The following is a 24,267-nucleotide window of genomic DNA, read 5'->3' as shown; positions in this document are numbered from 1 at the left end:
AGAGCAAGGAGCACAGGCACATGCTGATCGGGGACATCGTCGAATACGGCGCGCGCAAACATCCCGACCGGATCGCCGTGCGCTTCGAGAACGAGACGCTCGACTACCGGCAACTACGTGACGGCAGCCGGCGACTGGCGAACGCACTGCTCGCCGTGGCGGAGCCGGGGGACCGGGTCGCCATCCTGTCGCCGAACAATCCGCAGTATCTTCAGGCCTACTACGGCGTGCCGATGGCCGCGATGGCATTGACAATCCTCAACTTTCGGCTGCACCCGGACCAGATCGCCGGGCTGATCCGGCATTCCGGCGCACGCGTGCTCATCGTCGCGGAGGAATTCACCGAACTCGTGCGCGGTCTCCGCGACAGCATTCCGTCGGTCACCACCGTGGTGTCCATCGGCGCCGCGGGAGATGCGATCAGCTGGGACGAATTCGTGGGTTCCGCCTCGGCGCAGGCACCCGCCCGGCGGCCGGACCCCGACGATCTCGCCTGGCTGGTCTACACCAGCGGGACCACGGGCACACCCAAGGGCGTGATGGTCTCGCACCGCAATCTCGTTGCCGGCGTGACCTCTTCGGCATTGCAGTGGCCGATTCCGGAGCAGACGGTCTTCCTGTTCTGCTTCCCGCTGTGCCATGTCGGCGGGTACGTGGTGCTGATCAATCATCTGCTCGGCGCCACCGTGGGCATCCTGCGCGGCTACGACAACGCGACCTTCCTGCGCCTGGTCGACGAATGGCAGGTCACCCAGACCGGCCTCGCGCCGACGATGATCAACTTCCTGCTCCAGGACCCGGAGCTGGACAAGCATTCACTGCGTACGCTCCGGGCGATCGGCTACGGCTCCTCCGCCATCCCCTCCGCGGTCCTGCGTGCGGGGCTGGAACGTTTCGGCTGCGATTTCTACCAGGGCATGGGCATGACCGAACTGGCCGGCAACGTCCTGCACCTGGACGAGCACGCGCACCGCCGGGCCGCCGCCGGAGAGACCCATCTGCTGGCCTCCGCCGGAAAACCGATGCGGCTGGCGGATATTCGCATCGTCGACGAGAACTTCGCCGACGTGGCGATCGGCGAGATCGGCGAAATGGTGGTGCGCGCGGATCAGGTGACCATCGGCTACTGGAACGATCCCGCCGCGACCGCGGACGCCTTCACCGACGGCTGGTTCCGCACCGGCGATATGGTCCGCCAGGACGAGGAGGGCTTCGTCTACATCGTCGATCGGAAGAAGGACCTGATCATCAGCGGCGGGGAGAACGTCGCCTCGCTGACGGTGGAACAGGCCCTGTATCGCGATCCCTCGGTCGCGGAGGCTGCCGCCATCGGTGTGCGCGACGACACCTGGGGTGAAGTGGTGTGCGCGGTGGTCGTATTGCGCGACAACGCCACCGCGTCCCCTGATGACATCATCGCGAGCTGCCGTGAACATCTGGGAGGATTCCAGGTGCCCCGGCGGGTGGAATTCGTCGACGCCCTGCCCAGGAACGTCACCGGCAAGATCCTCAAACGCGAACTGCGCGAGAAGTTCTCCTGAATACGGCAGCACTCGATACACCGGCGGCCCGGTGGTGACGCTGATACCGTCACCACCGGGCCGCCGCCGCTCGGAACCGCGGCGCGGGCACCACTCGGCCGCACCCCGCGAGGATGATTCGATGGACCCGCGACGAATACAGCTGAATCGCCGCCACAGTATCGAGATGGGCCGGCTGTTCGACCGGTTCTGCCGGGAACACCCCGACAACGAATTCGGATTCGGTGAGCACTCGGCCGGCGCCGACCGCGACGAGCGGATGTGGACCGCCTACAGTGCCGAATTGCTCGCGCGGCATCAGGCCGAGCGTTCGGAACTCGCCGATCTACTCGAAGCGGAACAGCGGCAACGTACTTCGACGCCGAAGTCCGCGACGCACGACAGTGCGCGCCGCGGCGCGAACCGGCCGGGAACCACCGAACAGCGGTAGTCCCGGCCGATATCGTGCTGGTCGTGTGATTACCGCAGGTGCCGGGGGTTCGCGATCCGCAGGCGGGCGAGAACCGCGGCGGAGACCGCGCGGCGGACGGCATCATCGGTGTACGAGATCGCTCCGCTGCGCACGCACTCGGCCAGATCGGCCTCGGACTCGCAGCCGAGCGCGACCAGGTGGCCGCGCACCTCCTCGGCGGCCGCGGTTCCGGCGGCCACTTCACGCGCGGCGATGCCGAGGAGGTTCGCGCACACCCGCAGCAGGTAGCGCGAACGCGATTGCTCCGGCGCCAGGGCGGGCCCGACCTCGCCTGTCAGCGTTTCGGCGACGAGTTCCAGGATCTCGGCCGGATGCGGCTGATCGTGCACGGTCGTGATGGCTTCCCCGGCCGCGGAAGCCGGCACGGTGTCGTCGAGCAGGCCGAGGACCTCGAGCAGATCGTATTCCGATTCGCAGACCCGCCGGCCGATGGCGGCCAGTTCGATCGACCGTTCCGTCCCGCCGAGATGGCGCTGGGCCTGAAAGCGGCTCAGCACCAGCCACTTCAGCGTGCCGAATACCTCCCACCAGTGCAGATCCGCGGCCGACGGCCGATAACCGGTGGCCCGCTCGTAGCCGTCGAGCAGCTGATCGCGGGTGCCCAGGCCGCCGACCGGCGGTTCGGCCCCGAACCGCCAGGAGCGCACACACAGCCAGCCCAGATCCTCGATCGGATCGCCGAGATGGGCCAGCTCCCAATCGAGGACGGCACGCACGCCGTCCGGTTCGATCAGGAAGTTGCCGATCCGGAAATCGCCGTGCACCAGTGCCTTCGGATGGCCCTCGGGCGGATGCTCGCGCAGCCAGCGCAGCCCGGCCTCGACCGCGGGACGGGGGTCGCGCAGATCGCGATAGATCTGCTCGATCGCCTCCAGTGGGTCGTCATCGTCGAGAATGTCCAGCGTGTCCAGCGGGGTGCGATGGATCAGGCCGAGGACGTATCCGAGCTCATCGGCCAGCCGCGGCCGCACCTGCTCGAACTGCGGGTCACGGTGCAGTTTCCGGGGAATCGACTCTCCGGCGACCCGTTCCATCAGCAGATAGGGCGCGTCGATCCCCGGCGCGGTGTCGGCGTCGGCGAGGACCTTCGGCACCGGAACTCCGGCCGCGCCGGCCGCTCGCAGGCACGCCGCCTCGGCGCGCATACGGACGGCATCGCCGTGCCCGGGTGGATCACGGCGCAGAACGGCGCGCACCAGGGCGCCGGTCGCGTCGTGCGCCTCGATCGCGAAGACCTGCCGGCTCGCGCCCCCGGTGAACTGCCGCAGCGTGACATCGGTGATCGGGGTCGCGACCGCCGCCGCGAGCACCGCGGATACCCCGTCCTCGAGCGTGACCTTCGGTGCCGCAGCCGGTTCCGGTGTCACAGCCACGGCGCGGCCTCGGGGGAGCGCAGCAGGCGGCGTGCGGTCGACATGCGATGCACCTCGTCGGGTCCGTCGTAGATGCGGGCGTAGCGGGCCTGGCGATACATCCGCTCCAGGGGCGTATCGGCGGTGAGGCCGAGAGCGCCGTGCACCTGGATGGCGCGATCGATGACGTTGTGCAGCATGCGCGCACCCCAGAACTTGATCAATCCGACTCGCACCCGGTAGTCCTCACCGCTGTCCATCGCGCGGGCGGCGTCGAGGGTCATCAGCCGGGCGGCGTGGATCTCGGCCGCGGATTCGGCGATATAGCGGTGGATTTCGCCCTTCTCCGCGAGCAGCGAACCGTGGACGTAACGGGTGTTGGCCCGCTCGCACATCAATTCGTAGGCGCGCTGGGCCTGTCCGAGCCAGCGCATGCAGTGGAAGATCCGGCCCGGCCCCAGCCGATCCTGCGCCACGACGAAGCCCTGCCCGCGCGCACCCAGCAGGTTGGCGGCCGGTACCCGCACATCGGTGAGCCGGACCTCGTAGTGATCGCTCGGATCGTGCCCCATCGTCGGGATGGAGCGGACGATCTCGAAACCGGGTGTGTCGGTGGGGACGATGATCGCGCTGACCCGGCCGTGCCGGGGTACCGATTCGGGTTCGGTGCGGGCGAAGACGGTGCAGTACGCCGCCTGCTGTGCGCCGGTGGTGAACCACTTGTGCCCGTTGATGATCCAGGTATCGCCGTCGAGTTCGGCCGCGGTGGCGATCAGGGTGGGATCCGACCCGGCGACCTCCGGTTCGGTCAGGCCCACCGAGGGCAGGATATCCCCGGCGACCATCGGGGGAATCCAGCGTTGCCGCTGTTCCTCGGTGCCGTGGCGGTGCAGCATGATGGTGTCCTGCATGGATACCGAGCCGACGGCGAGCAGCCCGAATTCCGATCGCCCGATGATCTCGTTGAGGTAGACGAAATCGAGGAACGGCACACCCCCGCCGCCGAGTTCGGCCGGATGACCCAGCGCCCACAGCCCGAGCTCCTTGGCCCGCTCCTTCAGACCGGTGAGCGCGGCGTGTGCGGCCTCGTCCTCGGCAGCCAGCACCGGCTCGGCCGGGATCACCTCGTCGTCGATGAATGCGCGCATGCGCGAGGCCGATTCGGCGATCTGCCCCTCGGGTCGGCTATCGGTTCCCATCATTGCCCCCGAGCCGTGGTCGAGACCTCGCGCAGCGGCCGCGTCGCGGCCGAGTCGACGTATTCGTCGATCCGGGTGATGTGGCCGTCGCGCACCCGGACGAACAGGCTCGCGGGCACCTCCAGCGCGCCGTGGCCGGGCAGATGACCGCGCAGCACATGTTGCTGCGCGAAGCCGTCGGGCAGGCAATAGCGCCGAATATCCTCGTAGCGAAGGTTGTCGACCGTGCGCGAGAGCCAGCGCAGCACCCGCAGATTCTCGTCGACGGTCTCCTCGGCTTGTTTGTCGTTGTGCCATATCCGGGCGTCGGGCGCGTAGAGCGCGGTGAGGGTCTGGGTATCGCCCGCGCTGACGGCGGCGAAGAAGCGATCGGCCAGTTCATCCATGCGAAGAACCTCTTCCGGGTGATTCTCGTGGTGCGGCGGCGGATCAGTGCGCCGCCGCGGCGCCCGGCCGCGGGCGGCCGCCCGCGGCGAGCAGATTGCTGCCGACAGGTTTGCCGAGCAGACGGGAGATCAACCGGGCGGCCTCGAGCGCCCGGTCGATGTCGATACCGGTGCTGATACCACCGTCCTCGAACAGATAGGCCAACTCCTCGGTGGCGATATTGCCACTCGCACCCGGTGCGAACGGGCAGCCGCCGAGACCGCCCGCCGCGGAATCGAATCGGCGAATGCCGTGCGTGTAGGCGGCCCAGGCGTTGGCGAGACCCTGGCCGCGGGTGTTGTGCAGGTGGATGCCGAGGTCGACATCGGGCGCCACGGCCCGCACCCGGCCGATCAGTTCCTCGGTCCGGCGCGGGGACGCGGTGCCGACGGTATCGGCGATCGACAGGGTGTCCGCGCCCGCGGCCAGCGCCCGGGCGGCGATATCGATCACCCGATCGGGCGGGGTCCGGCCGTCGAACGGGCAGTCGAAGGCGATGGCGATGATCACCTCGAGCCGGCCGCCCGCCCGGTGCACCTGCTCGGCGATGGGCGCGATGAGCGCGACCGATTCGGCACTGTCCCGGCCGACGTTGGCCCGGCTGTGCCCGTCGGAGGCCGAGACCACGTACTCGAGTCGCGCCACCCCGGCGGAGAGGGCCCGCCGCACCCCGCCGAGGCCCGCCACCAGCGCCGAGAATTCGACATCCGGCCAGCGATTCAGTTGTGCGGCGACCTCTTCGGCATCGGCGAGGGCGGGGATCGCACGGGGGGAGACGAATGACGTCACCTCGATCCGGCGTACTCCCGTGGCGACGAGCGCGTCGATGAAGTCGATCTTGGCCGCGGTGGGAATCGGGTCCTCGATCTGCAGTCCATCGCGCGGACCCACCTCGCGGATCTCGACGGCGGGGACGGCGGTCATGCGATCGTGCCCTGTTCGCGCAGCTCCGTGAGCCGCTGCTGGTCGAAGCCCAGCAGGTCGCCGAGTACCTCGTCGGTATGTGTCCCGGGCTTGCTCGCGCCACCCCAGCGCACGCCGCCGGCGGTGTCACTGAGCCGGGGAACGACACCCACACCCTTCACCGGCACCGGATCGAACCCTGGGTCGGCACTCCCGACGGAGGGATCGACGTGATCGACGAACAGGCCGCGCGCGTTGAACTGGGGATCGGTCATGACCTCCGCGACCGTGTTCACCGGCCCGGCCACCACGCCGTGCCGGTTGAGCAGTTCGATCAGATCGGTCGCCGTGAAGTCGGCCGCCCAGCCGGCGATCATCTCGTCGAGTTCGTCCTGACGTTCACCGCGCGCACCGTGGGTGGCGTAGCGGGGGTCGGTGGCCAGTTCGGGCCGGTCCATCGCGGTCATCAGCCGCCGGAACACCGTGTCCTGATTGGCCGCGATGATCACCCACAGCCCATCCTTCGCCCGGTACAGATTCGACGGCGCGACCCGGTCCAGCCGGGTGCCCGAGGGCTGCCGCACATGGCCGGTCTTGTGGTAGTCGGGAATCGTGGATTCCTGAATCGCCAGTGATGCCTCGGTGAGCGCGGCATCGACGATCTGCCCGCGCCCGGTGCGTTCCCGCACGAGCAGCGCCGCGAGCACACCCTGGAAGGCGAACAATCCGGCCAGGCTGTCGCCGATCGACAGCGCCATCCGGGGCGGCGCCTGTCCGGGAAACCCGTTGAGGTGCCGCAGTCCGCTGATGCCCTCGGCGACCGAGGCGTAACCCGCGCGCTCGGCGTACGGCCCGGTCTGCCCGTAGCCGGATACCCGGGCCAGCACCAGTTTCGGATTCAGCTCGCTCAGCACGTCGTAGCCGATGCCCCAGCGTTCCAGGGTGCCGGGCCGGAAACTCTCCACCACGACATCGGCCGTGCGCACCAGGTCGAGAAAGACCTCCCGCCCGGCCGGCACCCGCAGATCGAGTCCGACGCACCGCTTGTTGCGGGCATGGACGGTCCAGAAGTACTGGTGGCCGCCGGTGGCCTGACCCCAATCCCGCAGTGGGTCAGGACGATCCGGCGCTTCGATCTTGATGACATCGGCGCCCATATCGCCCAGTAACCGGCCGCAGTACGGGCCCGCGATCAGCGTTCCGAGTTCCAGCACGCGGAACCCGTCCAATGGGCCGGACGCATGAGTATCGGCCACGATGCCTCCTGTGTTGTTGCGGGACACCCGCGCCCGGTCGGCATCCTGCGCGGCTGCGCGAGAGTGGCGCATGATGCCTCCTGTGTTGTCGCGGGACACTGAAGTCGCTACTTGTCGTCCGGATCGAGGCCGAGAGCGCTGACCGACATCTGATCGAGGGTGTCCAGCAGTGCCTGCTCGTCGGCGTCCTCGCCCTGGATCAGCCACAGGTACAGGGTGTGCTCGACCATCGCGGACATGGCGCGCGCCGCCAGTTCCGGATCGAGACTCGCCCGGACCAGACCCTCGCGCTGCCAGCGTGCGATCGCCTGCGCGGTGCGGTCGATGAGCTGCCGGCGGTGCTCGTGGCGCAGCGCCCGGAATTCCTCGTTGAAGGTCGCGACCTGTTCGACGATCGCCATCATCCGGGCATTGCGTCGATACGCCACGTAGTAGGAACGGTTGGCGGCGACGAGCTTTGCCGTGGGCGACAATTCGGCGGCGGCCGGTTCCCGGCGATGCATATCCTCGAACAGTCGCGTGCTCAGTTCGCCGAAGACATGTTCCTTGGATTCGAAGTAGCGGTAGAAGGTGCCGTAGGAGACACCCGCCGCCTCACTGATCTGTTCGACGCGGGTATCGAGGAAGCCGACGGTCTCGAATACGGTCCGAGCGGCATCCAGCAGTCCGTCGCGAGTTCTGCGGCCCCGCGGCGTCAGGCTTTCGACCGGTGCGGGCGCGCTATTGACAGATGACTTCGGCACGGATCACACTATTCCTGAACATGACATGACTGTCAAGTCAGTTGTAGCGGTCGAAAGACCAGCTCGAGCATCGGTGTGCGGCCCTGTCACAGGCCTCGGATCGGCACCACAGCGAAAGGGATTGCAATGAGCGCCTCCAACCGGAAATACGAGCTACGCGGCATCAACCATCTCGCCCTGGTGTGCTCCGACATGCGCCGAACGATCGACTTCTATTCCGGCACACTGGGTATGCCGCTGGTCAAGACCATCGAGCTGCCGCACGATCTCGGGCAGCATTTCTTCTTCGACTGCGGGGGTGGGAACACCATCGCGTTCTTCTGGCTCGCCGATGCGCCCGACGCCACGCCCGGCCTGGCAGCGCCCAAGGGCCTGCCCGACGAGGGGGAACTGGTCAGCGGCGTGGGATCGATGAATCATGTGGCGTTCGCCGTCCCGCCGGAACTGTTCGACGAGTACTACGAACGGGTGCGAGCCGAGGGCATCAAGGTCAGTCGCGTCCTGAACCACGACGACAGTCCCTCGGGCGTATCGCGGGATGTGCATCCGGGGACCTTCGTGCGGTCCTTCTACTTCCAGGATCCCGATGGCGTACTGCTCGAATTCGCCTGCTGGACACGCACCTTCACCGATGCCGACGTCTCCCACGAACCCCGCACCGCCGCCGACCGTCACGTCGCCGCCGAACTCTGACCGCCGCATCCACCACATCAGCGACGAGAACCGCACTACCCGAGAGGTTTCCGGAAACATGCCCCGCCTGCGCGAAGTTCCCCGTGCCGAAGTCACCGACGAGCGAATCCTGTTCTACTACGACCGGCTGTTCGGCCCGGACAAGGATCCCGCCGTGGACCACGGCACCGTGCACGCCACCCCCGGTGATTGGTGGACCGTCTTCGCCCAGTCGCCGGAGGTATTCCGGCACGCCGTCCGGGGTTTCGCGGTCTATCGCAACTCCCGTCTGGATCCGCTGCTGCGCGAACTGGGGCAGTGCCGGGCCGGCTACGCCCGCGGCAGCCAGTTCGTGTTCTCCCAGCACTGCAAGCAGATGCGCTCACTGGGCGCACCCGAGGAGAAGATCGCGGCGATTCCGTCCTGGCAGGTCAGCAACTGCTTCTCCGAACTCGAGCGGGCGATCCTGGCCTACACCGACGGCCTGGTCTACGACGGCGGCCGGGTGCCCGACGAGGTGTTCGAGATCCTGCGGGCCAACTTGAGCGATCCGGAGATCCTGGAGCTGACCTACATCACCGCCCTGTACGACATGCACGCCACCATGTGCCGGGCGCTGCGGCTGGAATTCGACGATCGGCCGGAACCGATCGCGGAGGTCGAGATTCCCGACGGTGTGCAGGTGCGTGACCTGTCCGCCGATCTGTCGGGCGAGTGAGTCGCACCCGGTAACGGACGAGGCCGTCTCGCCCCCAGCGGGACGAGACGGCCTTTTCGTCGCGACCGAACGGTTTCGGCTATGTGGTGCCCGGCGCGGCCTCGGCGCCGTCTCGGAGCGCGGCGATCGCGTCGATCCGCGCGACCGCGTCGTCGATGATGCGGTCGATGAGCTCTGCCACCGTGGGCAGATCGTCGATAATGCCCGCGACCTGCCCGGAGGCGAGCACACCGGCGTGGGTATTGCCCTCCACCAGACCGGCTTTCAGCAGCATCGGGGTATTCGCCGCCATGATCACCTGGGACCAGGTCAGATCCTTCTGCTTACGCATGGCGATGCCGTCGGAGATCATGGTCGACCATTTCATTCCGGTCATACCCTTGAACTTGACGGCATTCGACACCGCGGCGAGCAGACCGCGATAGCTACCCGAATGTTCGAGCTTGTCGACCAGTTCGGTGTTGAGCACCCGGTGCGGCATCCCGTCGACCTTCAGCGAGACCACGGTGTCCTGCAGACCGCGCGAAAGGTACTGCTGTTTCACCGAATCCGGCACGCTCGAGTCCTGGGTGAGCAGGAATCGCGTGCCCATCGCCACACCCGCCGCGCCGTAGGACAGTGCCGCGGCCAGACCGCGGCCGTCGAAGAATCCGCCACCGGCCACGACCGGAATATCGACCGCGTCCAGCACCGACGGCAGCAGCAGGGTGGTGGCCACCGAGCCGGTGTGCCCACCGCCCTCACCGCCCTGCACGATGACCGCGTCCGCACCCCACGAGGCCACCTTGACCGCGTGCTTGGCCGCGCCGATGGACGGCATGACGACCACACCGTTGTCCTTCAGGCGCGCGATCAGTTCCTTCTTGGGCGCCAGCGCGAACGAGGCGACCTTCACACCCTCGCGGATCATCAGCTCGATCCGGTCGGGGGCATCGGACAGATCGGCGCGGATGTTCACGCCGAACGGCTTCTCGGTCTTGGCCTTGGTCTTGGCGATGGCGACCTCGAGTTCGTCGAGCGTCATCGTCGCGGAGGCGAGGATGCCGAGGCCGCCCGCGTTGGCGGTGGCGGCGACCAGGCCCGGGCCGGCGACCCAGCCCATACCGGTCTGCACGATCGGATGTTCGATGCCGGCCAGTTCGGTCAGCGGAGTGCGCAGCCGGGTCACGAGGCCACTTCCTTCTCCCGAATCCCCTTGGGGTCCAGCACGGTACGGATGAGCCGCAGCTCCTCCTCGGTGGGCATCCGGGTGACCTCGGCGGTGTCGAGTCCGGCCACCTCGAAGGCCGTGTTCTCGGCGACCTCCTCGGCGGTCACACCGGGATGCAGCGACAGCGCCCGCAGGGTGTGGCCGGGTCCGCCGAAGTCGAAGACGCCCAGGTTGCTCACCACGCGATGCAGGTGATGGAACCGGTAGGCCGGATTCTCGGGATCGATCTTGTCGTAGCCGATTCCGCAGATGATGTCGACCGTCTCGCAGAACACGCGCTTGCTGTGCTTCGGCACGAAATAGCTGGTCGGGTGGTTGATGGTGTTGCCCGGTGCGCCGCGCACACCGAACATCTGCCGGCTCGGCTGCTGCAGCGCGCCGAAGGCGGACAGATTCTGATTGCCGTAGCGGTCGATCTGGTTGGCGCCCATGACGACGTGCCTCCGCCCGGAGGCCACCACGTCGAAGACCTTGCCGAACGGGATCCAGCCCTCGGTGGGCGCCTTGGCGCCCAGTGCCGGGGTCTCCGCGAGGAACAGCGCCTCGCCGTCGGAGAGCAGCAGATCCGGTTCGAAGGTCAGCCGCGCCAGCCGGGCCCCGATGGTGGGGGTCGGCGACATCGGGCTGGCCATGATTTCGCCCGCGCCCCGGAAGATCTCGGCGCAGGCCACCGCGCAGACCTCCGCGCGAGTAACGGTGGTGGTGTCGGTCATCGACCCTCCTGTAGTCATTTCGCCTGCTCCGCCGCGAATTCCGCGACCGCGGACCGATAGTCGGCCTCGGAGACGTCCAGGTAGCGGGCCTTGAACGCCGCCCAGCTCTCGGGATCCTTGGCCGCTTCCACGTAGTGGCGCTGGAATTTCTCGTCCCGGCCGTGGCTACCGGAGAGGGTGAAGTGCGCGCCGCCCGGCGCTTCGACCACGCCGTCGACCATCATCCGGTTGAGGATGATCGCCTGCTGCGGAACGGCTTTCACCAGCTCCTCGGTCTCGACCACCCGATCCACCGACAGATAGCGGCGCTCGGCGGCCAGGCAGTACAGATCGTCCATGTACGGATCGACACCGGTGTAGGCGGCATTGCCGTGCTTGTCGCCGAGGTCGAGGTGGACGAAGGCGGCGTCGAGGGTGAGTGCCGGCATCGCGACCAGGGTTTCGGTGCGGCCGTCGGCATCCGGATACGGCGAGGCCACGGTGCGCAGTTCTCCGTCCCAGAACTGCAGCACATCCGAGCCCAGTCCGGCCCGGGTCGGCAGGAACGGCAACCGCGCCGCGGCTGCCTGCAGGCCGGATTTGACCATGCCCTCGTCCATTTCGCGGGAGACCAGCTCACCGCCGGTGCGCGCCTTGGCGAACCAGGGATCGTAGAACGGCGCCGAATCCAGGGAGACGAATCCGTAGTAGGCCTTGCGCACCTTGCCCGCCGAACACAGCAGTCCGAGATCCGGTCCGCCGTAGGTGACCACCGTCAGATCGGTGACATCCGAGCGCAACAGGGCCCGCACGAACGCCATCGGCTTACGTCGTGAACCCCAGCCGCCGAGGCCGATGGTCATCCCGCTGCGCAGCTGGGAGACGGCCTCCTCCAACGAAATCCGCTTGTCCCGCATCGCTACTTCCCCTCTTTCTTCGCAGCCAGATCCTCGTCGAACCGCGCCCGGATCTCATCGGCCACACCCGCGAGATTCAGCTCGAAGGTGAAGCCCTGCTCGTAGCGGTAGCTGCGGTGCACATCCTGCAGATCGATGCCGTTGAGCGCACGCTTGGCGGCCCGGATGACCCGGCCGTCCTTGGCGGCTATGTTCTTCGCGACCTCGAGGGCGGCGGAATCGAGCTCGGCCCGCGGCACCACCTTGTGCACCGACCCGAAGTGGTGCAACTGCTGCGCGGTGACGGTGGACGCGGTGTAGAACAGCGTGCGCATCATGTGCTGGGGGACCAGGCGGGCCAGGTGGGTGGCCGCGCCGAGCGCGCCGCGCTCGACCTCGGGCAGGCCGAAGGTCGCGTCGTCGGAGGCGACGATGACATCGGCATTGCCGACCAGGCCGATTCCGCCACCCAGGCAGAAGCCGTTCACCGCCGCGATCACCGGCACCGGGCACTCGTAGACGGCGCCGAAGGCGTCGAAGCAGCCGTGATTGGCATCGATCAGCGTCTGGTGGCCCGGGTTGCGCTGGATCTCCTTGATGTCGACGCCGGCGTTGAAGCCGCGTCCCTCGGCGCGCAGCACGACCACCTTGGTCTCCGGATTGCGCCCGGCCTCGCGAATCGCATCGGCCACGCCGAACCAGCCTGCGGTGGGCAGCGCGTTGACCGGCGGATAGTCGATCGTGACGACCTCGATACCGGAGGCCTCGGTGTGACGGTTGATCCCCATCGCATGTCCATTCGTTGGCAAAACAAGCAAGTGCTTGGTAGGTTAGCACGGTGGCAATCGAAGTGGACCTGTCCGGATCCGTCGTTCTGGTAACGGGTGGCGTCAGGGGAGTGGGCGCCGGTATCAGCCGGGTCTATCTGGACGCCGGCGCGACCGTCGTGGTGTGTGCTCGCCGTCCCGGTGAGGCGCCGATCGAGAGTTCCGGGCGCACCGCGGAGTTCCTGCCGTGCGATGTGCGCGACGGCGATGCCGTCACCGGTCTGATCGATACGATCGTGGCGCGGCACGGCCGCATAGACCATGTGGTGAACAACGCCGGCGGGGCGCCGTTCGCCCCGACCGCCACCGCGTCGCGCAATTTCAATGCCAAGATCGTCGAGCTGAACCTGCTCGCTCCGCTGCTCGTTTCGCAGGCCGCGAATGCCGTGATGCAGGAACAGGACGAGGGCGGCTCGATCGTGATGATCTCGAGTGTCAGCGGCCACCGCCCCTCACCGGGTACCGCCGCGTACGGCGCGGCCAAGGCCGGGGTGGACAGTCTGGTGTCGTCGCTGGCGGTCGAATGGGCGCCCAAGGTGCGGGTCAATTCGATCATCGTCGGCATGGTCGGCACCGAATCCAGTCATCTGCACTACGGCGACGACGCCGGCATCGCCGCGGTCGAGGCGACCGTGCCGCTGCGTCGTCTCGCCACGCCCGAGGACATCGGCCGGGTCGCGGTCTTCCTGTCGTCACCGCTGGCCGGTTACGTCAACGGCGGCTCGCTGATCGTGCACGGCGGCGGTGAACGTCCCGCGTTCCTGGACGCCGCCAACGCCTGACCTGGGTATCGACATCGAAAACCACTGCAGCACTAGGGAAATGAGACACCAGATATGACCGACAATCCCGAACGGATCTGTGCCGGACGCACCGTGATCGTGACCGGGGCCGGACGCGGTATCGGCCGGGCGCACGCGCTGGCCTTCGCCGCGGCGGGCGCCAATGTCGTGGTGAACGATCTGGGTGCCGAGCTCGACGGCGCGCCCAGCGTCGATTCGCCGGCAGCCCAGGTCGTCGAGGAGATCGTGCAGGCCGGCGGCAAGGCCGTGGTCAACGGCGACGACGTCGCCGACTGGGCCGGGGCCGCGCGGCTGATCGGCCAGGCCGTCGAGACCTTCGGCGGACTGGATGTCGTGGTCAACAATGCCGGTATCGTCCGCGACCGGATGCTGGTCAATCTGGCCGAGGAGGAGTGGGACGCCGTTATTCGCGTGCACCTCAAGGGTCACTTCGCCACCATGCGTCACGCCGCGGAGTACTGGCGCGCGGAATCGAAGGCCGGTCGCACCCGCGATGCGCGCATCATCAACACCAGTTCCGGTGCGGGCCTGCAGGGGAGCGTCGGGCAGGGCAACTACGGTGCCGCCAAGGCCGGTATCGCCGCGCTGACCATCACTGCCGCAGCGGAATTCGGCCGCTACGGGGTGACCGTCAACGCCATCGCGCCGTCGGCGCGGACCCGGATGACCGAAACCGTCTTCGCGGACATGATGGCGCGTCCCGACGACGGCTTCGATGCCATGGCGCCGGAGAACATCTCGCCGCTGGTGGTGTGGCTGGGCAGCCCGGACTCGGCCGGCGTGACCGGGCGCATGTTCGAGGTCGAGGGTGGCAAGGTCGCGCTGGCCGACGGCTGGCGGCACGGTATCGCCGAGGATCGCGGAGCCCGGTGGCAGCCGTCCGAATTGGGGCCGGTGGTGCGCGAGTTGATCGCCAAATCGACTGACCCCGAACCGGTTTACGGAGCCTGATCACCGCAACCTGTCCGACCGCCACACAGCGCGGGCCGATCGAGCCTCGCCGCACCTTCCCGCGGCGGCGATCGGCCTGCGCTGTGTCGTTGAATAGCGTTGTGCCGCTGGGGATTCGAGGAGCACGGAGGTTGCGGACAGGCGATCGTTGTCCTCGCGGCGGCTAACGATGCCGAGGGGGCGACACCGTGGTCAGTGGGCTGTCTCACACGATCTTGCTGCGCGAGCAAACTGTCGGCAGTTAAGATGGGCCGCATTCGTTCAGTCCCGGAGGGTGTAGCGACCGGGTATAAATCTGCGCTGAGAAGTTGAGGGAAGGCAAGCGCATGACCATGGGTCGCATAGCGCGCGTGATAGCGGTGGCCGGGATAATAGCCAGTTGCGGGGTACTGGGCCCGCTCGTGGCCAATGCGCAACCAGCGCCGCAGCAACCCGCCCCGCTTCCGCTGGGCACCGGGTCGGCACAGCAGGAACCCGCGCAATCCGAGCGTGGGCCGGTCGCGCCCCGGCCGGAATTGTCACGGCCGTCCGCGTCCACCGATCCGAGTGCTCCGGCGCAGCGACCGGACGCCACCGATCGGCGGGATTCGGCCGGTCTCGTGGCCCGTACGCCATCGAACGCGGGGTCGGCGGGCTCGACTCCGGGCGATGACGCGCAGTACGACAGCACACTGTCGATTCCGGGTCGCGCGGCCGCCTCGTCCGCCCCCGCACCCGGCCAGGTCTCCGGTCCGTCCGCGCCGCCCGTCGCCCCGACCCCTGTCGTCGGCGAGGAAGGCTTCGCCGGACTCTTCAGCATTCTCGGGACCGGTTCGGCGGCAGTGGGTTCGGCCGCGGCGGGATCGGCCGCCACCGGATCCGCCCTGACCGGTTCCGCATTGGGTGGCACCGGATCGGCACTCGCCGGAACCGGTTCCGCGGCAACGGGTTCGGTGGGCGCGGCTACGGGTTCCGCGTTGGCGGGCACCGGATCCGCCGCGGCCGCGACGGGATCCGCGGCCGCCGCCGCCACCGGTTCGGCGCTGGCCGGTACCGGTTCGGCGCTCGCCGGGCTGACCGGACTGGGAACCGCCGCGACGGGTTCGGCCCTCGCCGGATTGGCCGCAACCGGTTCCGCCGCAACGGGTTCCGTGTTGGCTGTGCTGCTCGGCACCGGTTCCGCGGTGACCGGTTCGGCGGCAGTCGGTTCCGCGGCCGCGGCGTCCCCGCTCCTGTTGCTGCTACTCCTGCAACCGGTTCCGTCTCCGGCCGTGCCGGCGGCTCCGCCGCTCGCCGTTCCGCCGGTGCCGCCGATGCCCGCGGTGCCCGGCATTCCGGGCGCCCCGGTGGTTGTCGCCGCGCCGGCCGCGGTGCCGCCGCCGGCTCCCGCCGCACCGCCGGCCGCCCCCGCGGCTCCCGCGGCTCCGGCGCCGGTCGCTCCGAATCCCGCGGTCCGTCCGACCGCGGCCGCCAGCGGTCTGCCCGAGGTCAAGACCTTGGCTGTCCTCGGCGGTGTCATCGCGATGGCACTGGCCGCCGCCGGATCCGGCGCGGTCAGCTTCCAGAGCGCCGCCGCCGCGCAGGCGCGTGTCGATGCCGCACGCGCGGAGTTCTTCGGACCGAGGGCATGAGGGGCCGTGAGATGACCGAGAGCCGGATTCAGACGGGCCGCTCCTATCGCCGGGTCGCGGCCGCGGTCGACGCGGTCTGCGCGGTGGCCGCCGATTTCGACGCCACCACCCTCGACGAGGTGGTGCTGGCGATCGCGGCCGAACGCGGCCGCCTCATCGAGATCGCCGACGCCGAGCTGGGCCCCGGTGTCTGTGGTCAGCGCCGCAGCTATCCCGACAAGGATGTGATCGTGCTGGCCGCGGCACTGCCCAGTCGCGATCACACCCTGGCCCACGAATTGGGGCATGTGGTCTTCGACCATCCGGGCGAACCGGCCGCCGAGGTCACCCTGGAGGCCAGCGACGATCTGATCGCCTACATGTTGTCGCAGCGCGCACACCAGCAGATCGTCGACGACGGTCAGGACGAACAGTACGAATGGGAGGCCGAAACCTTCGCCAGCATGCTCATGACCCGACTACGCGTATTCAACAACCGGGGCGCGGGCGTCTCGGTGCTCCGATTCGACGAGGCACTCGGATGACCGAGTCACGGCCCGGAGGCGGCAGCATGCCTGACCACGTAGGGCCCCTCGGTCATCCGCAGAAGATGCGATGAAGGAAACAGGGTAGAGAATGACGTTCTGGTTGACGGCCCTGCTGGTCTGGATGGCGGCCGGTGCGCGAATCGGCCGAGTATTGGTGAAACCCGCGACCACCGCACGAGTGGCGGTGGTGATCGCGGTCGCCGCGGTCGCGGGCGCGGCCACCCTGGGCATTCCGGAGATCGGCGTCGCGGTGGATCATCTACTGCCGCAGGGGATCAACGGGGAGAATCTGGCCGATCGCCTGGTAGTGGCGACCTGGCTGCTGTTCACCGTGGCCACCTCGGTGGTGGCGGCCGCCGCCTGGCCTGTGGTCTCCCGCCGGAATCTGCGCCAAATCGCCTGGCTGGTCTATGGTTTCGGCGCCGTCGTGATCGCGGCTACGATCATGTGGTCGATCCTGTTCGGCTGGGTCATGACATTGGCGGGCTGTGTCTTCATCGCGGTGACGGGTCTGCGCAATCTGGACTGGACGGCACTGGGGCGCGGGATCGCGCTCTACACCGCGGGCACGATGGTCGCGGGATTGCTTGCCGCACTCTCGATTCGACGGCTGGCCATCGGTCAACAGCCGGTACGTCCCGGTGATCCGGGCTGGTACTGGCCGGCTTGGCAGGTGGCGAGTCTGTTGATCGCGGTCGGCGCGGTATGGATCGTCATCGAGCTCTGGGTACGCGCGCGACTGCTGCTGCGCCAGATCCGGGCCCTGCATCGGACGATGATCAAACGTTTCCCGGAGGTCGTGGCCCACGAACAGACCGTGTCGGCGACTCAGCTCAAGGCATCGGACCAGGTGGCGCAGATCATGGACGCGCTGTATCTGCAGACCGGTGGTGGATTGGAGTTGGCGGCGGCCGGAAATCCCGCGCGATCGGTCGTCGAACGCGCCGACCGGGTGGCCCGCTGGGCTCGTAATCCGCTCGGTGACGAGATCGTCGACGCGCGCTGGATCGCACCACCGGAGGGGCTCAGTCCCCGCGGGTGGGTGCAGGCGATTGCCCGGTCCTTCGACAGCGCCACCGCTGCTGATCGGAAACCGGCAGCGGCACAGCGGGATTGACGACAAGAACGGCGAACCCGGGCGGGTCGTGGGGAATCGGCGCCGATGCGCGGCGGGCGGCGCCGATCGAGTGGTGACCGGCCTGGGGCGGAGCTGAATCAGCGAAAGACGAACACAGAGCGGAACCGAAGCATCCGATGCTTCGGTTCGGCTCACAAACGAACACAGTGCGGATTTGGATTACCGCACTGTGTTCGATTTGTTGAACGTGCTATTCCGTGCCGTCCGGTGGAACCTCGGGCAAACCCTCACTGGCTCGGAGCTTTTCGGCCATCGAGGTCAGCAGGTTCTGTGATTCTTCGGAGAGATCGAACGCCCTGCTCGATAGCCGTCGCAGTCCGTAGCCCTGCAGCTGGGACAGCAACTCCAGATCGTGATCGATCTTGGCAGCGTAGATGTCGTTGAAGAAGTAGTCAGGTTTGACTTTGAAGAACTTTGCCAGTGCGGCCACCGTCTCGTCAGAGGGGTTGGTCCGCTGCCCCGACCGCAGCTGTGAGAGATACGGTTTCGAGATCGGATGTCCGGAGGCGGTGAGCGCCGCCGCCACCTCGGCATTGGTGTGCGGCTTACGCCCGGGGGGATGCACGGTTTCGAACAGCTTGTTCAGCCGCGCCGCGAAATCAGCCATTGTGAGCCGCCCAATTCCCTTCGCTGTACTAACAGTCGTTATCTCGGATACGTATCATTGATATTAGCGGCTGAGTAACTGAAAACCTACGCCTGATTCGGGATTTCCTTGAAGCTTCCAGGTGGCCGGTCTGGGAACTGGTCAGCGTCGGGGCGTTTGCGGGGCACCGCAGCGTCACAGGTCGAGGCGCAGTACGCTCCGGTTCTGGCCCGTCGGAAGAGTCTCCCCCAACGGGCCATCGATAACCAAAAGATAGCTGACGTCTCATCCTTTTGTCTGTATCGCAGTTTGTGTGGTGTACGACACGTTCTAGCGTTGTGAGGATGAACGTTCAACCACCATTGATATCTGTGTGGTATTACAAGCGTTCGATGATTGTTCCGGTCGCAAGTGCGCCACCGGCGCACATGAGGATCATCGCAACCGACTTGTCGGAGCGCTCCAGCTCGTGCAGGGCGGTGGTGATCAATCGCGAGCCGGTGCTACCGACCGGATGTCCGATCGCGATCGCGCCGCCGTTGACATTCACCCGGTCCATATCCGGCTTGTGCACCGATGCCCACGACAGCGGCACCGCGGCGAAGGCTTCGTTGATTTCGAAGACATCGATATCGGACATGCTCATTCCCGAGCGTTCCAGAAGCCGGGTGGTGGCCTGCACCGGGCCGTCGAGGTGGAATTCCGGCTCCGCGCCGACCAGGCACTGGGTGATGATCCGGGCCCGCGGCCGCAGACCCGAACGGGCAGCGGCCTGTTCGTCCATCAGTAGCACCGCGGCCGCGCCGTCGGAGATCTGCGACGAGGTGCCGGCGGTGTGAATCCCGCCTTCCAGCACCGGCTTCAGCTTCGCCAGGCTCTCCCGGCTGGTCTCGCGCAGGCCCTGATCGCGGTTGACATCCAGCTTCTCGCCGGTGGGGGCGCCTTCCTTGTCGACCTGGGGGGCGCCGGTGACGGTGAGGACCTCGCGATCGAAGCGGCCCTCGGCCCACGCCTGTGCGGCCAACCGCTGTGAGCGGACGCCGAACTCGTCGATGTCGTCACGGGTGATGCCGCGCCGCTTGGCGATTCGCTCCGCCGCCTCGAACTGGTTGGGCATATCGATATCCCAGCTGGCGGGGCGGCGCGGCCCGGCGTTCTCACCCACATTGGCGCCCAGGGGGACGTGGCTCATCGATTCGACGCCGCAGGCGATGCCGATATCGATGGCGCCGGTGGCGATCTGCCCGGCGATCAGATGATTGGCCTGCTGGGCCGAACCGCACTGGCAGTCGATGGTGGTGGCGCCGACCTGCCACGGCAGTCCGGCATGCAGCCAGGCGGTGCGGGTCACATTGTTGCCTTGTTCGCCGACCTGCATCACGCAGCCGCCGATGACCTGTTCGACCAGCGCCGGGTCGAGTTGTGCGCGCTCGAGCACGCCGCGCTGGGCCGCGCCCAGCACCTCCGCGGCATGTAGGCCGGCCAGCCAGCCGTTGCGTTTGCCGATCGGGGTACGCGCGGCCTCGACGATGACGGGGGTGCCCATAACTTCAACCTTTCGAACAGAAACTGGAACAAGTTCTGTGGATGTACTGAGGGCGGACTATGGCTTCTTTACTACTGATACCACCTATGCTGCAATGAAGGTAGAACGTGTTTCAGTTAGTCGAAGGAGACAACTGGTGGTTGACGCTCGAGTGGCCCCGAACCTCCCCGAAGGGTTCGATGCGACCGATCCCGATATGTGGGCCCGCGGAATCCCGGCCGAGGAGTTCGCGGAACTACGTCGGGCCGCGCCTATCTGGTGGAACCCGCAGTCGCCGGACGTCGGCGGATTCCACGACGACGGCTTCTGGGTTGTGAGCAAGCACGCCGATGTCAAGGAAGTCTCGCGCCGTGACGACTTCTCCACCTACGAGAACACCGCGATCCCGCGCTTCAACGACGACATCCCCCGTGAAGCCATCGAACTGCAACGGCACATCCTGATCAACAAGGACGCGCCGGAACACACCAAACTGCGCAAGCTCATCTCCAAGGGTTTCACCCCGCGGGCCATCAACGGCCTGCGCGCGGAGCTGTCGGCCCGCGCCAAATCCATCGTGGACGCCGCGGCGGCGAGCGGTACCGGCGACTTCGTCACCCAGGTGGCCTGTGAACTTCCGCTGCAGGCGATCGCCGAGCTCATCGGTGTGCCGCAGGAAGACCGCATGAAGGTTTTCCAGTGGTCGAACGAGATGACCGGTTACGACGATCCCGACAGCGATGCCGATCCGGCCATGTCGTCGATGGAGATTCTCGGTTACGCCTGGCAGATGGCCGAGGCGCGCAAGGCCACGCCGGCCGACGACATCGTGACCACCCTGGTCAACGCGGATATCGACGGCGAGGCACTGACCTCGGAAGAGTTCGGATTCTTCGTGATCCTGCTGGCCGTCGCCGGCAACGAGACCACGCGCAACGCGATCACTCACGGTATGCACGCCTTCCTGGAGAACCCCGAGCAGTGGGAGCTCTACAAGCGTGAGCGCCCCGCGACCGCCGCGGACGAGATCATCCGCTGGGCCACCCCGGTCAGCTCCTTCCAGCGGACCGCGCTGGTGGACACCGAACTGGCCGGTGTGCAGATCAAGAAGGGCCAGCGGGTACTGCTGATGTACCGTTCGGCGAACTTCGATGAGGAGGTGTTCGAGAATCCGAACACCTTCGACATCACCCGCGACCCGAATCCGCATCTGTCCTTCGGCGGAACCGGCGCTCACTTCTGCATCGGCGCCAACCTGGCCCGGCTCGAGATCGACCTGATCTTCAACGCGATCGCCGACCACCTTCCCGATATCACCAAGATCGGCGACCCCAAGCGCCTGACCTCGGGTTGGCTCAACGGCATCAAGGAATTCCAGGTCGACTACAAGACCGCGGCCAAGAGCTGAGCACACGACGAAAGGGCGGGCACCCGGCTGGGGTGCCCGCCCTTCCTGTGTGTACGGCGCCTAACCGGTAGGGCTTGCCTCCCCGGAAAGGCCGCTCTGCTTCCGCATGGTCGCCATCGCGCGGTCGGTCTCCCAGAAGGCCCGCAGTGCGACGATTTTTCCGGCCTCGTCGACCTTGTAGGTGAACACGCCCTCGGCATCGATGACATGGCCGCCCAGCCGGGTGCGGATCAACCCGGTGAAGGCGACCTCCCGGCCGCAGGCGAAGGAATCGCCGAAGACGAATTCGATCGATTCGGTTGGGGCGATCGCCTTGTCCCAGAACGCGGCGATGGCCTCGTGACCACGATGTCCGACGCCGTCGGGATCGAAGACCGAGGGCCCGATCGGATCCTCGACGATGCCGTCTGCGGCGAACAGCGCCAACCAGGCGTTCTTGTCCCGGGCGCGCACCGCGGACTGCGATGCGCGCCCGGCGATGCGCGCCGGATGCTCGGTGGTCGTGGTGGTCATGTCATAACTCCCGGCTCGGCGGTATCGGTGAATTTGCTGATGGAATTGCAAATGTGCTTTCCGCCGGGTTCCGGAGGCTCGGAATTACCGTCGGAATTGCGCCTCACCGTGGTTCGGAGCCCACCACCCACATCGAGAAGTACTGCGATCCGCCGCCGTAGGCGTGGCCCAATGCTTTTCGCGCACCCTCGACTTGGTAATCGCCGGCCCGGCCCATTACCTGCTTGGCGGCTTCGGCGAACCGGATCATTCCGGAAGCGCCGATCGGATTGGAGCTCAGCACGCCGCCCGACGGGTTCACCGGCAGCTTCCCGCCGATCTCGGTTTCGCGCGCGTCGACCAGTTTCCAGCCCTCGCCCTCGGCGGCGAAGCCCAGATTCTCCAGCCACATCGGCTCGAACCAGGAGAACGGCACGTAGATCTCGGCCGCGTCGATCTCCTCGAGCGGATTGGTGATTCCGGCCTGTTCCCACAGCGCCGCCGCGGCGTCCCGGCCGGCCTGCGGACTCACCTGATCGCGACCGGAGTAGGCCAGCGGTTCGGTGCGCATGGCGGTGCCGTGCACCCAGGCGACCTTCTTACCCGACGCCTCCACGGCCTTGGCGGCCTCCTCGTCACCGATGATGATGGCACAGGCGCCGTCGGAGGACGGGCAGGTCTCGTCGAAACGGACCGGGTCCCACAGCATTTGGGACGCCAGCACCGATTCCATCGTGATGTCGGGCTGATGCAGGTGGGCGAAGGGGTTCTTGGCGCCGTTGCGCCGATCCTTCACCGCGACCATGGCGCCGATGTGCAGGGGAGCGTTGGCGCGGCGGATGTAGGCGCGCACATGGGGTGCGAAGTACCCGCCGGCGCCGGCGCCCACCGGCATGGTGAACGGCACCGGATTCGACAGTGCCCACATGGCATTCGATTCGGACTGCTTCTCCCAGCAGACCGCCAGCACCCGCTTGTACACCCCGGCCTGGACGTGGTTGGCGGCGACCACACCGGTCGAACCGCCCACCGAACCGGCCGTGTGCACCCGCAGCAGCGGTTTTCCGGTGGCGCCCAAGGCATCTGCCATGAACAGTTCGGGCATCATGGAGCCCTCGAAGAGGTCCGGCGCCTTGCCGACGATGACCGCGTCGATATCGTCCATGGTCAGGTCGGCATCTTCGAGCGCGCGGTCGATGGCCTCACGGCACATACCGGCCATCGAGACATCGGACCGTTTCGTCACGTGATGGGTTTGACCCGTGCCGATTACGGCAGCTTGGTTCGTCATCGTCCCTCCAGAATTGCCACCAGGTTCTGCTGCAACGCCGGACCACTGCTGGCGTGCGCGAGGGCTCGGTCGGCGGTGCCGTTGATGATTGCGTCGGCCGCGTAGCCGATTCGCTCCAGACCGGCGGAGAACATCGGATTGCCCGCCAGCGCACCACCCGAGGGGTTGATGCGGGTGGACTCGCCGAGGCCGATGGCCTGCTTCAGGATCAGTTGCTCGTGGCTGTAGGTGGCGTGCAGTTCGGCGATATCGAAACCGCTGGTGTCGCCGCCGGTGACCGCCTTCGCCGCGGCCGCGGTCGATGGGGAGGTGGTCAGATCGCGGGCACCGATGACCGGGGTGTCGATACGGTGCGCCATACCGGTCAGCCAGGCCGGCCGCTCGCACAACTCGCGAGCCCTGTCGCCCCTGGCGAGCACGATCGCGGCCGCGCCATCGGTGATCGGCGCGATGTCGTGTTCGCGCAGTGGATTCGCGACATACGGTGCCGCGAGCCGCTTTTCGATCTCGGCGTCATCGGCGGCCGAGACCGCGGCCATATCGCGCTCGGTCCAGTGTCCGGCGTCCAGTCCGGCGCGCGCTTGCAGGCCGGCCACCGATACGGCGTCGGGCCACAGCGGGGCCACCAGGTACGGGTCCATCTGCAGCGTCAGCACCTGCCGCAGCGTGCCGGCCGAGGCCTTGCCGAAGCCGTACACCAGCGCCGTATCCACCTGTCCGGAGCGGAGTTTCACCCACGCCTCGTACAGTGCCCACGCGGCGTCCATCTCGACGTGCGACTCGTTGATCGGCGGCACGGCCCCGATCGAGTCGATCGCGGAGATGAACGAAAAGGCGCGTCCGGCGAGGTAATCCGATGAGCCCGAGCACCAGAAGCCGATATCGGACACGCCGATGTTCAACGTGTCGTACAGCTGCTGGAAGCACGGCACCAGCATTTCGACACCGTTGGTGGTGCCGTAGGTTTCACGGACATGCGGTGCGTGGGCGAAGCCCACCACCGCGATATCTGTTGCGTTGTCGCTCAAG

At 67.3% G+C, this 24,267-nt stretch carries 25 protein-coding genes; 10 read left to right on the top strand and 15 right to left on the bottom strand.

Annotation, left to right across the window (positions count from 1 at the left end; genetic code table 11):
• The first annotated feature begins 20 nt into the window (after window positions 1-20).
• Both LKD76_RS29545 and LKD76_RS29540 read left to right on the top strand, forming a co-directional pair.
• The gene (locus LKD76_RS29545; RefSeq protein WP_255660534.1) at window positions 21-1,541 is read left to right on the top strand and encodes an AMP-binding protein; all 1,521 of its coding nucleotides are present in this window, start codon (window positions 21-23) and stop codon (window positions 1,539-1,541) included.
• A gap of 121 nt (window positions 1,542-1,662) precedes the next feature.
• Window positions 1,663-1,971, top strand: a complete 309-nt coding sequence (locus LKD76_RS29540) for a hypothetical protein (protein WP_227984654.1) — start codon at window positions 1,663-1,665, stop codon at window positions 1,969-1,971.
• Between the two features lie 29 nt (window positions 1,972-2,000).
• On the opposite strand, the gene LKD76_RS29535 is transcribed toward LKD76_RS29540, so the two are convergent.
• The 6 genes from LKD76_RS29535 to LKD76_RS29510 all read right to left on the bottom strand — a co-directional run bounded on the left by LKD76_RS29535 (window position 2,001) and on the right by LKD76_RS29510 (window position 7,892).
• Complete coding sequence (locus LKD76_RS29535; RefSeq protein WP_227984653.1) at window positions 2,001-3,386, bottom strand: phosphotransferase family protein; 1,386 nt, start codon at window positions 3,384-3,386, stop codon at window positions 2,001-2,003.
• Window positions 3,377-4,564 carry an acyl-CoA dehydrogenase family protein gene (locus tag LKD76_RS29530; protein WP_227985460.1) on the bottom strand — a complete coding sequence of 396 codons (1,188 nt, stop codon included), beginning with the start codon at window positions 4,562-4,564 and terminating at the stop codon, window positions 3,377-3,379. Before LKD76_RS29530 ends, LKD76_RS29535 begins: the two co-directional genes overlap by 10 nt.
• Entirely contained in the window at window positions 4,564-4,950 is a 387-nt protein-coding gene (locus tag LKD76_RS29525; RefSeq protein ID WP_227984652.1) for a nuclear transport factor 2 family protein, read from the bottom strand. The genes LKD76_RS29530 and LKD76_RS29525 overlap by 1 nt, the downstream gene beginning before the upstream one ends.
• 43 nt (window positions 4,951-4,993) lie before the next feature.
• Entirely contained in the window at window positions 4,994-5,914 is a 921-nt protein-coding gene (locus LKD76_RS29520) for a hydroxymethylglutaryl-CoA lyase (RefSeq protein ID WP_227984651.1), read from the bottom strand.
• Window positions 5,911-7,149, bottom strand: coding sequence for a CaiB/BaiF CoA transferase family protein (locus LKD76_RS29515; RefSeq protein WP_227984650.1), 1,239 nt, complete (start codon window positions 7,147-7,149; stop codon window positions 5,911-5,913). Before LKD76_RS29515 ends, LKD76_RS29520 begins: the two co-directional genes overlap by 4 nt.
• A gap of 107 nt (window positions 7,150-7,256) precedes the next feature.
• Window positions 7,257-7,892 carry a TetR/AcrR family transcriptional regulator gene (locus tag LKD76_RS29510; protein WP_227984649.1) on the bottom strand — a complete coding sequence of 212 codons (636 nt, stop codon included), beginning with the start codon at window positions 7,890-7,892 and terminating at the stop codon, window positions 7,257-7,259.
• Window positions 7,893-8,018: 126 nt separating this feature from the next.
• Here LKD76_RS29510 and LKD76_RS29505 point away from each other — a divergent pair, with 126 nt between their 5' ends.
• Both LKD76_RS29505 and LKD76_RS29500 read left to right on the top strand, forming a co-directional pair.
• Window positions 8,019-8,585, top strand: coding sequence for a VOC family protein (locus LKD76_RS29505; RefSeq protein WP_227984648.1), 567 nt, complete (start codon window positions 8,019-8,021; stop codon window positions 8,583-8,585).
• A 58-nt stretch (window positions 8,586-8,643) separates the two neighbouring features.
• Entirely contained in the window at window positions 8,644-9,282 is a 639-nt protein-coding gene (locus LKD76_RS29500; protein WP_227984647.1) for a carboxymuconolactone decarboxylase family protein, read from the top strand.
• Window positions 9,283-9,361: 79 nt separating this feature from the next.
• On the opposite strand, the gene LKD76_RS29495 is transcribed toward LKD76_RS29500, so the two are convergent.
• From LKD76_RS29495 to LKD76_RS29480, 4 genes are read right to left on the bottom strand one after another with little or no spacing between them, the layout of a single operon-like run.
• Complete coding sequence (locus tag LKD76_RS29495) at window positions 9,362-10,450, bottom strand: NAD(P)H-dependent flavin oxidoreductase (RefSeq protein WP_227984646.1); 1,089 nt, start codon at window positions 10,448-10,450, stop codon at window positions 9,362-9,364.
• Window positions 10,447-11,205, bottom strand: coding sequence for a CoA-transferase subunit beta (locus tag LKD76_RS29490; RefSeq protein WP_227984645.1), 759 nt, complete (start codon window positions 11,203-11,205; stop codon window positions 10,447-10,449). The genes LKD76_RS29495 and LKD76_RS29490 overlap by 4 nt, the downstream gene beginning before the upstream one ends.
• 14 nt (window positions 11,206-11,219) lie before the next feature.
• Window positions 11,220-12,101 (bottom strand): CoA transferase subunit A, encoded by an 882-nt coding sequence (locus tag LKD76_RS29485; RefSeq protein WP_227984644.1) that lies wholly within the window; start codon window positions 12,099-12,101, stop codon window positions 11,220-11,222.
• A gap of 2 nt (window positions 12,102-12,103) precedes the next feature.
• Window positions 12,104-12,868, bottom strand: coding sequence for an enoyl-CoA hydratase family protein (locus LKD76_RS29480; protein ID WP_227984643.1), 765 nt, complete (start codon window positions 12,866-12,868; stop codon window positions 12,104-12,106).
• Between the two features lie 50 nt (window positions 12,869-12,918).
• Here LKD76_RS29480 and LKD76_RS29475 point away from each other — a divergent pair, with 50 nt between their 5' ends.
• The 5 genes from LKD76_RS29475 to LKD76_RS29455 all read left to right on the top strand — a co-directional run bounded on the left by LKD76_RS29475 (window position 12,919) and on the right by LKD76_RS29455 (window position 17,915).
• Window positions 12,919-13,689, top strand: coding sequence for an SDR family oxidoreductase (locus LKD76_RS29475; protein WP_372465947.1), 771 nt, complete (start codon window positions 12,919-12,921; stop codon window positions 13,687-13,689).
• 54 nt (window positions 13,690-13,743) lie between these two features.
• On the top strand, window positions 13,744-14,661 hold the full coding sequence (locus LKD76_RS29470; protein WP_227984642.1) for an SDR family oxidoreductase: 918 nt from the start codon (window positions 13,744-13,746) through the stop codon (window positions 14,659-14,661).
• A gap of 326 nt (window positions 14,662-14,987) precedes the next feature.
• Window positions 14,988-16,271: a hypothetical protein gene (locus tag LKD76_RS29465; protein ID WP_227984641.1), complete on the top strand. Its 1,284-nt coding sequence runs from the start codon at window positions 14,988-14,990 to the stop codon at window positions 16,269-16,271.
• Window positions 16,272-16,282: 11 nt separating this feature from the next.
• A complete protein-coding gene (locus LKD76_RS29460) occupies window positions 16,283-16,795 on the top strand; it encodes an ImmA/IrrE family metallo-endopeptidase (protein ID WP_227984640.1) in 513 nt (170 codons plus the stop codon).
• A gap of 91 nt (window positions 16,796-16,886) precedes the next feature.
• A complete protein-coding gene (locus tag LKD76_RS29455; protein WP_227984639.1) occupies window positions 16,887-17,915 on the top strand; it encodes a hypothetical protein in 1,029 nt (342 codons plus the stop codon).
• A 211-nt stretch (window positions 17,916-18,126) separates the two neighbouring features.
• Here the strand turns inward: LKD76_RS29455 and LKD76_RS29450 are convergent, their stop codons facing one another.
• Together LKD76_RS29450 and LKD76_RS29445 are read right to left on the bottom strand one after the other, a co-directional pair.
• Window positions 18,127-18,543 (bottom strand): helix-turn-helix domain-containing protein, encoded by a 417-nt coding sequence (locus LKD76_RS29450; protein ID WP_014348820.1) that lies wholly within the window; start codon window positions 18,541-18,543, stop codon window positions 18,127-18,129.
• 358 nt (window positions 18,544-18,901) lie between these two features.
• Complete coding sequence (locus LKD76_RS29445) at window positions 18,902-20,068, bottom strand: steroid 3-ketoacyl-CoA thiolase (RefSeq protein ID WP_227984638.1); 1,167 nt, start codon at window positions 20,066-20,068, stop codon at window positions 18,902-18,904.
• Window positions 20,069-20,264: 196 nt separating this feature from the next.
• Here LKD76_RS29445 and LKD76_RS29440 point away from each other — a divergent pair, with 196 nt between their 5' ends.
• Window positions 20,265-21,455 carry a cytochrome P450 gene (locus LKD76_RS29440; RefSeq protein WP_227985458.1) on the top strand — a complete coding sequence of 397 codons (1,191 nt, stop codon included), beginning with the start codon at window positions 20,265-20,267 and terminating at the stop codon, window positions 21,453-21,455.
• Window positions 21,456-21,515: 60 nt separating this feature from the next.
• Here LKD76_RS29440 and LKD76_RS29435 read toward each other — a convergent pair whose 3' ends face one another.
• The 3 genes from LKD76_RS29435 to LKD76_RS29425 form a co-directional block, all read right to left on the bottom strand.
• Window positions 21,516-21,968, bottom strand: a complete 453-nt coding sequence (locus tag LKD76_RS29435; protein WP_227984637.1) for a nuclear transport factor 2 family protein — start codon at window positions 21,966-21,968, stop codon at window positions 21,516-21,518.
• Window positions 21,969-22,071: 103 nt separating this feature from the next.
• Window positions 22,072-23,238 (bottom strand): thiolase family protein, encoded by a 1,167-nt coding sequence (locus tag LKD76_RS29430; protein WP_227984636.1) that lies wholly within the window; start codon window positions 23,236-23,238, stop codon window positions 22,072-22,074.
• The gene (locus LKD76_RS29425) at window positions 23,235-24,266 is read right to left on the bottom strand and encodes a thiolase family protein (RefSeq protein ID WP_227984635.1); all 1,032 of its coding nucleotides are present in this window, start codon (window positions 24,264-24,266) and stop codon (window positions 23,235-23,237) included. The genes LKD76_RS29430 and LKD76_RS29425 overlap by 4 nt, the downstream gene beginning before the upstream one ends.
• Window position 24,267: the final 1 nt, after the last annotated feature.

The sequence above is a fragment of the Nocardia spumae genome (genome assembly GCF_020733635.1).
In the GTDB taxonomy this organism is placed as follows: domain Bacteria; phylum Actinomycetota; class Actinomycetes; order Mycobacteriales; family Mycobacteriaceae; genus Nocardia; species Nocardia spumae.
Note: the sequence above shows the minus strand (reverse complement) of the source record. Positions and strands in the feature narration are given on the sequence as shown.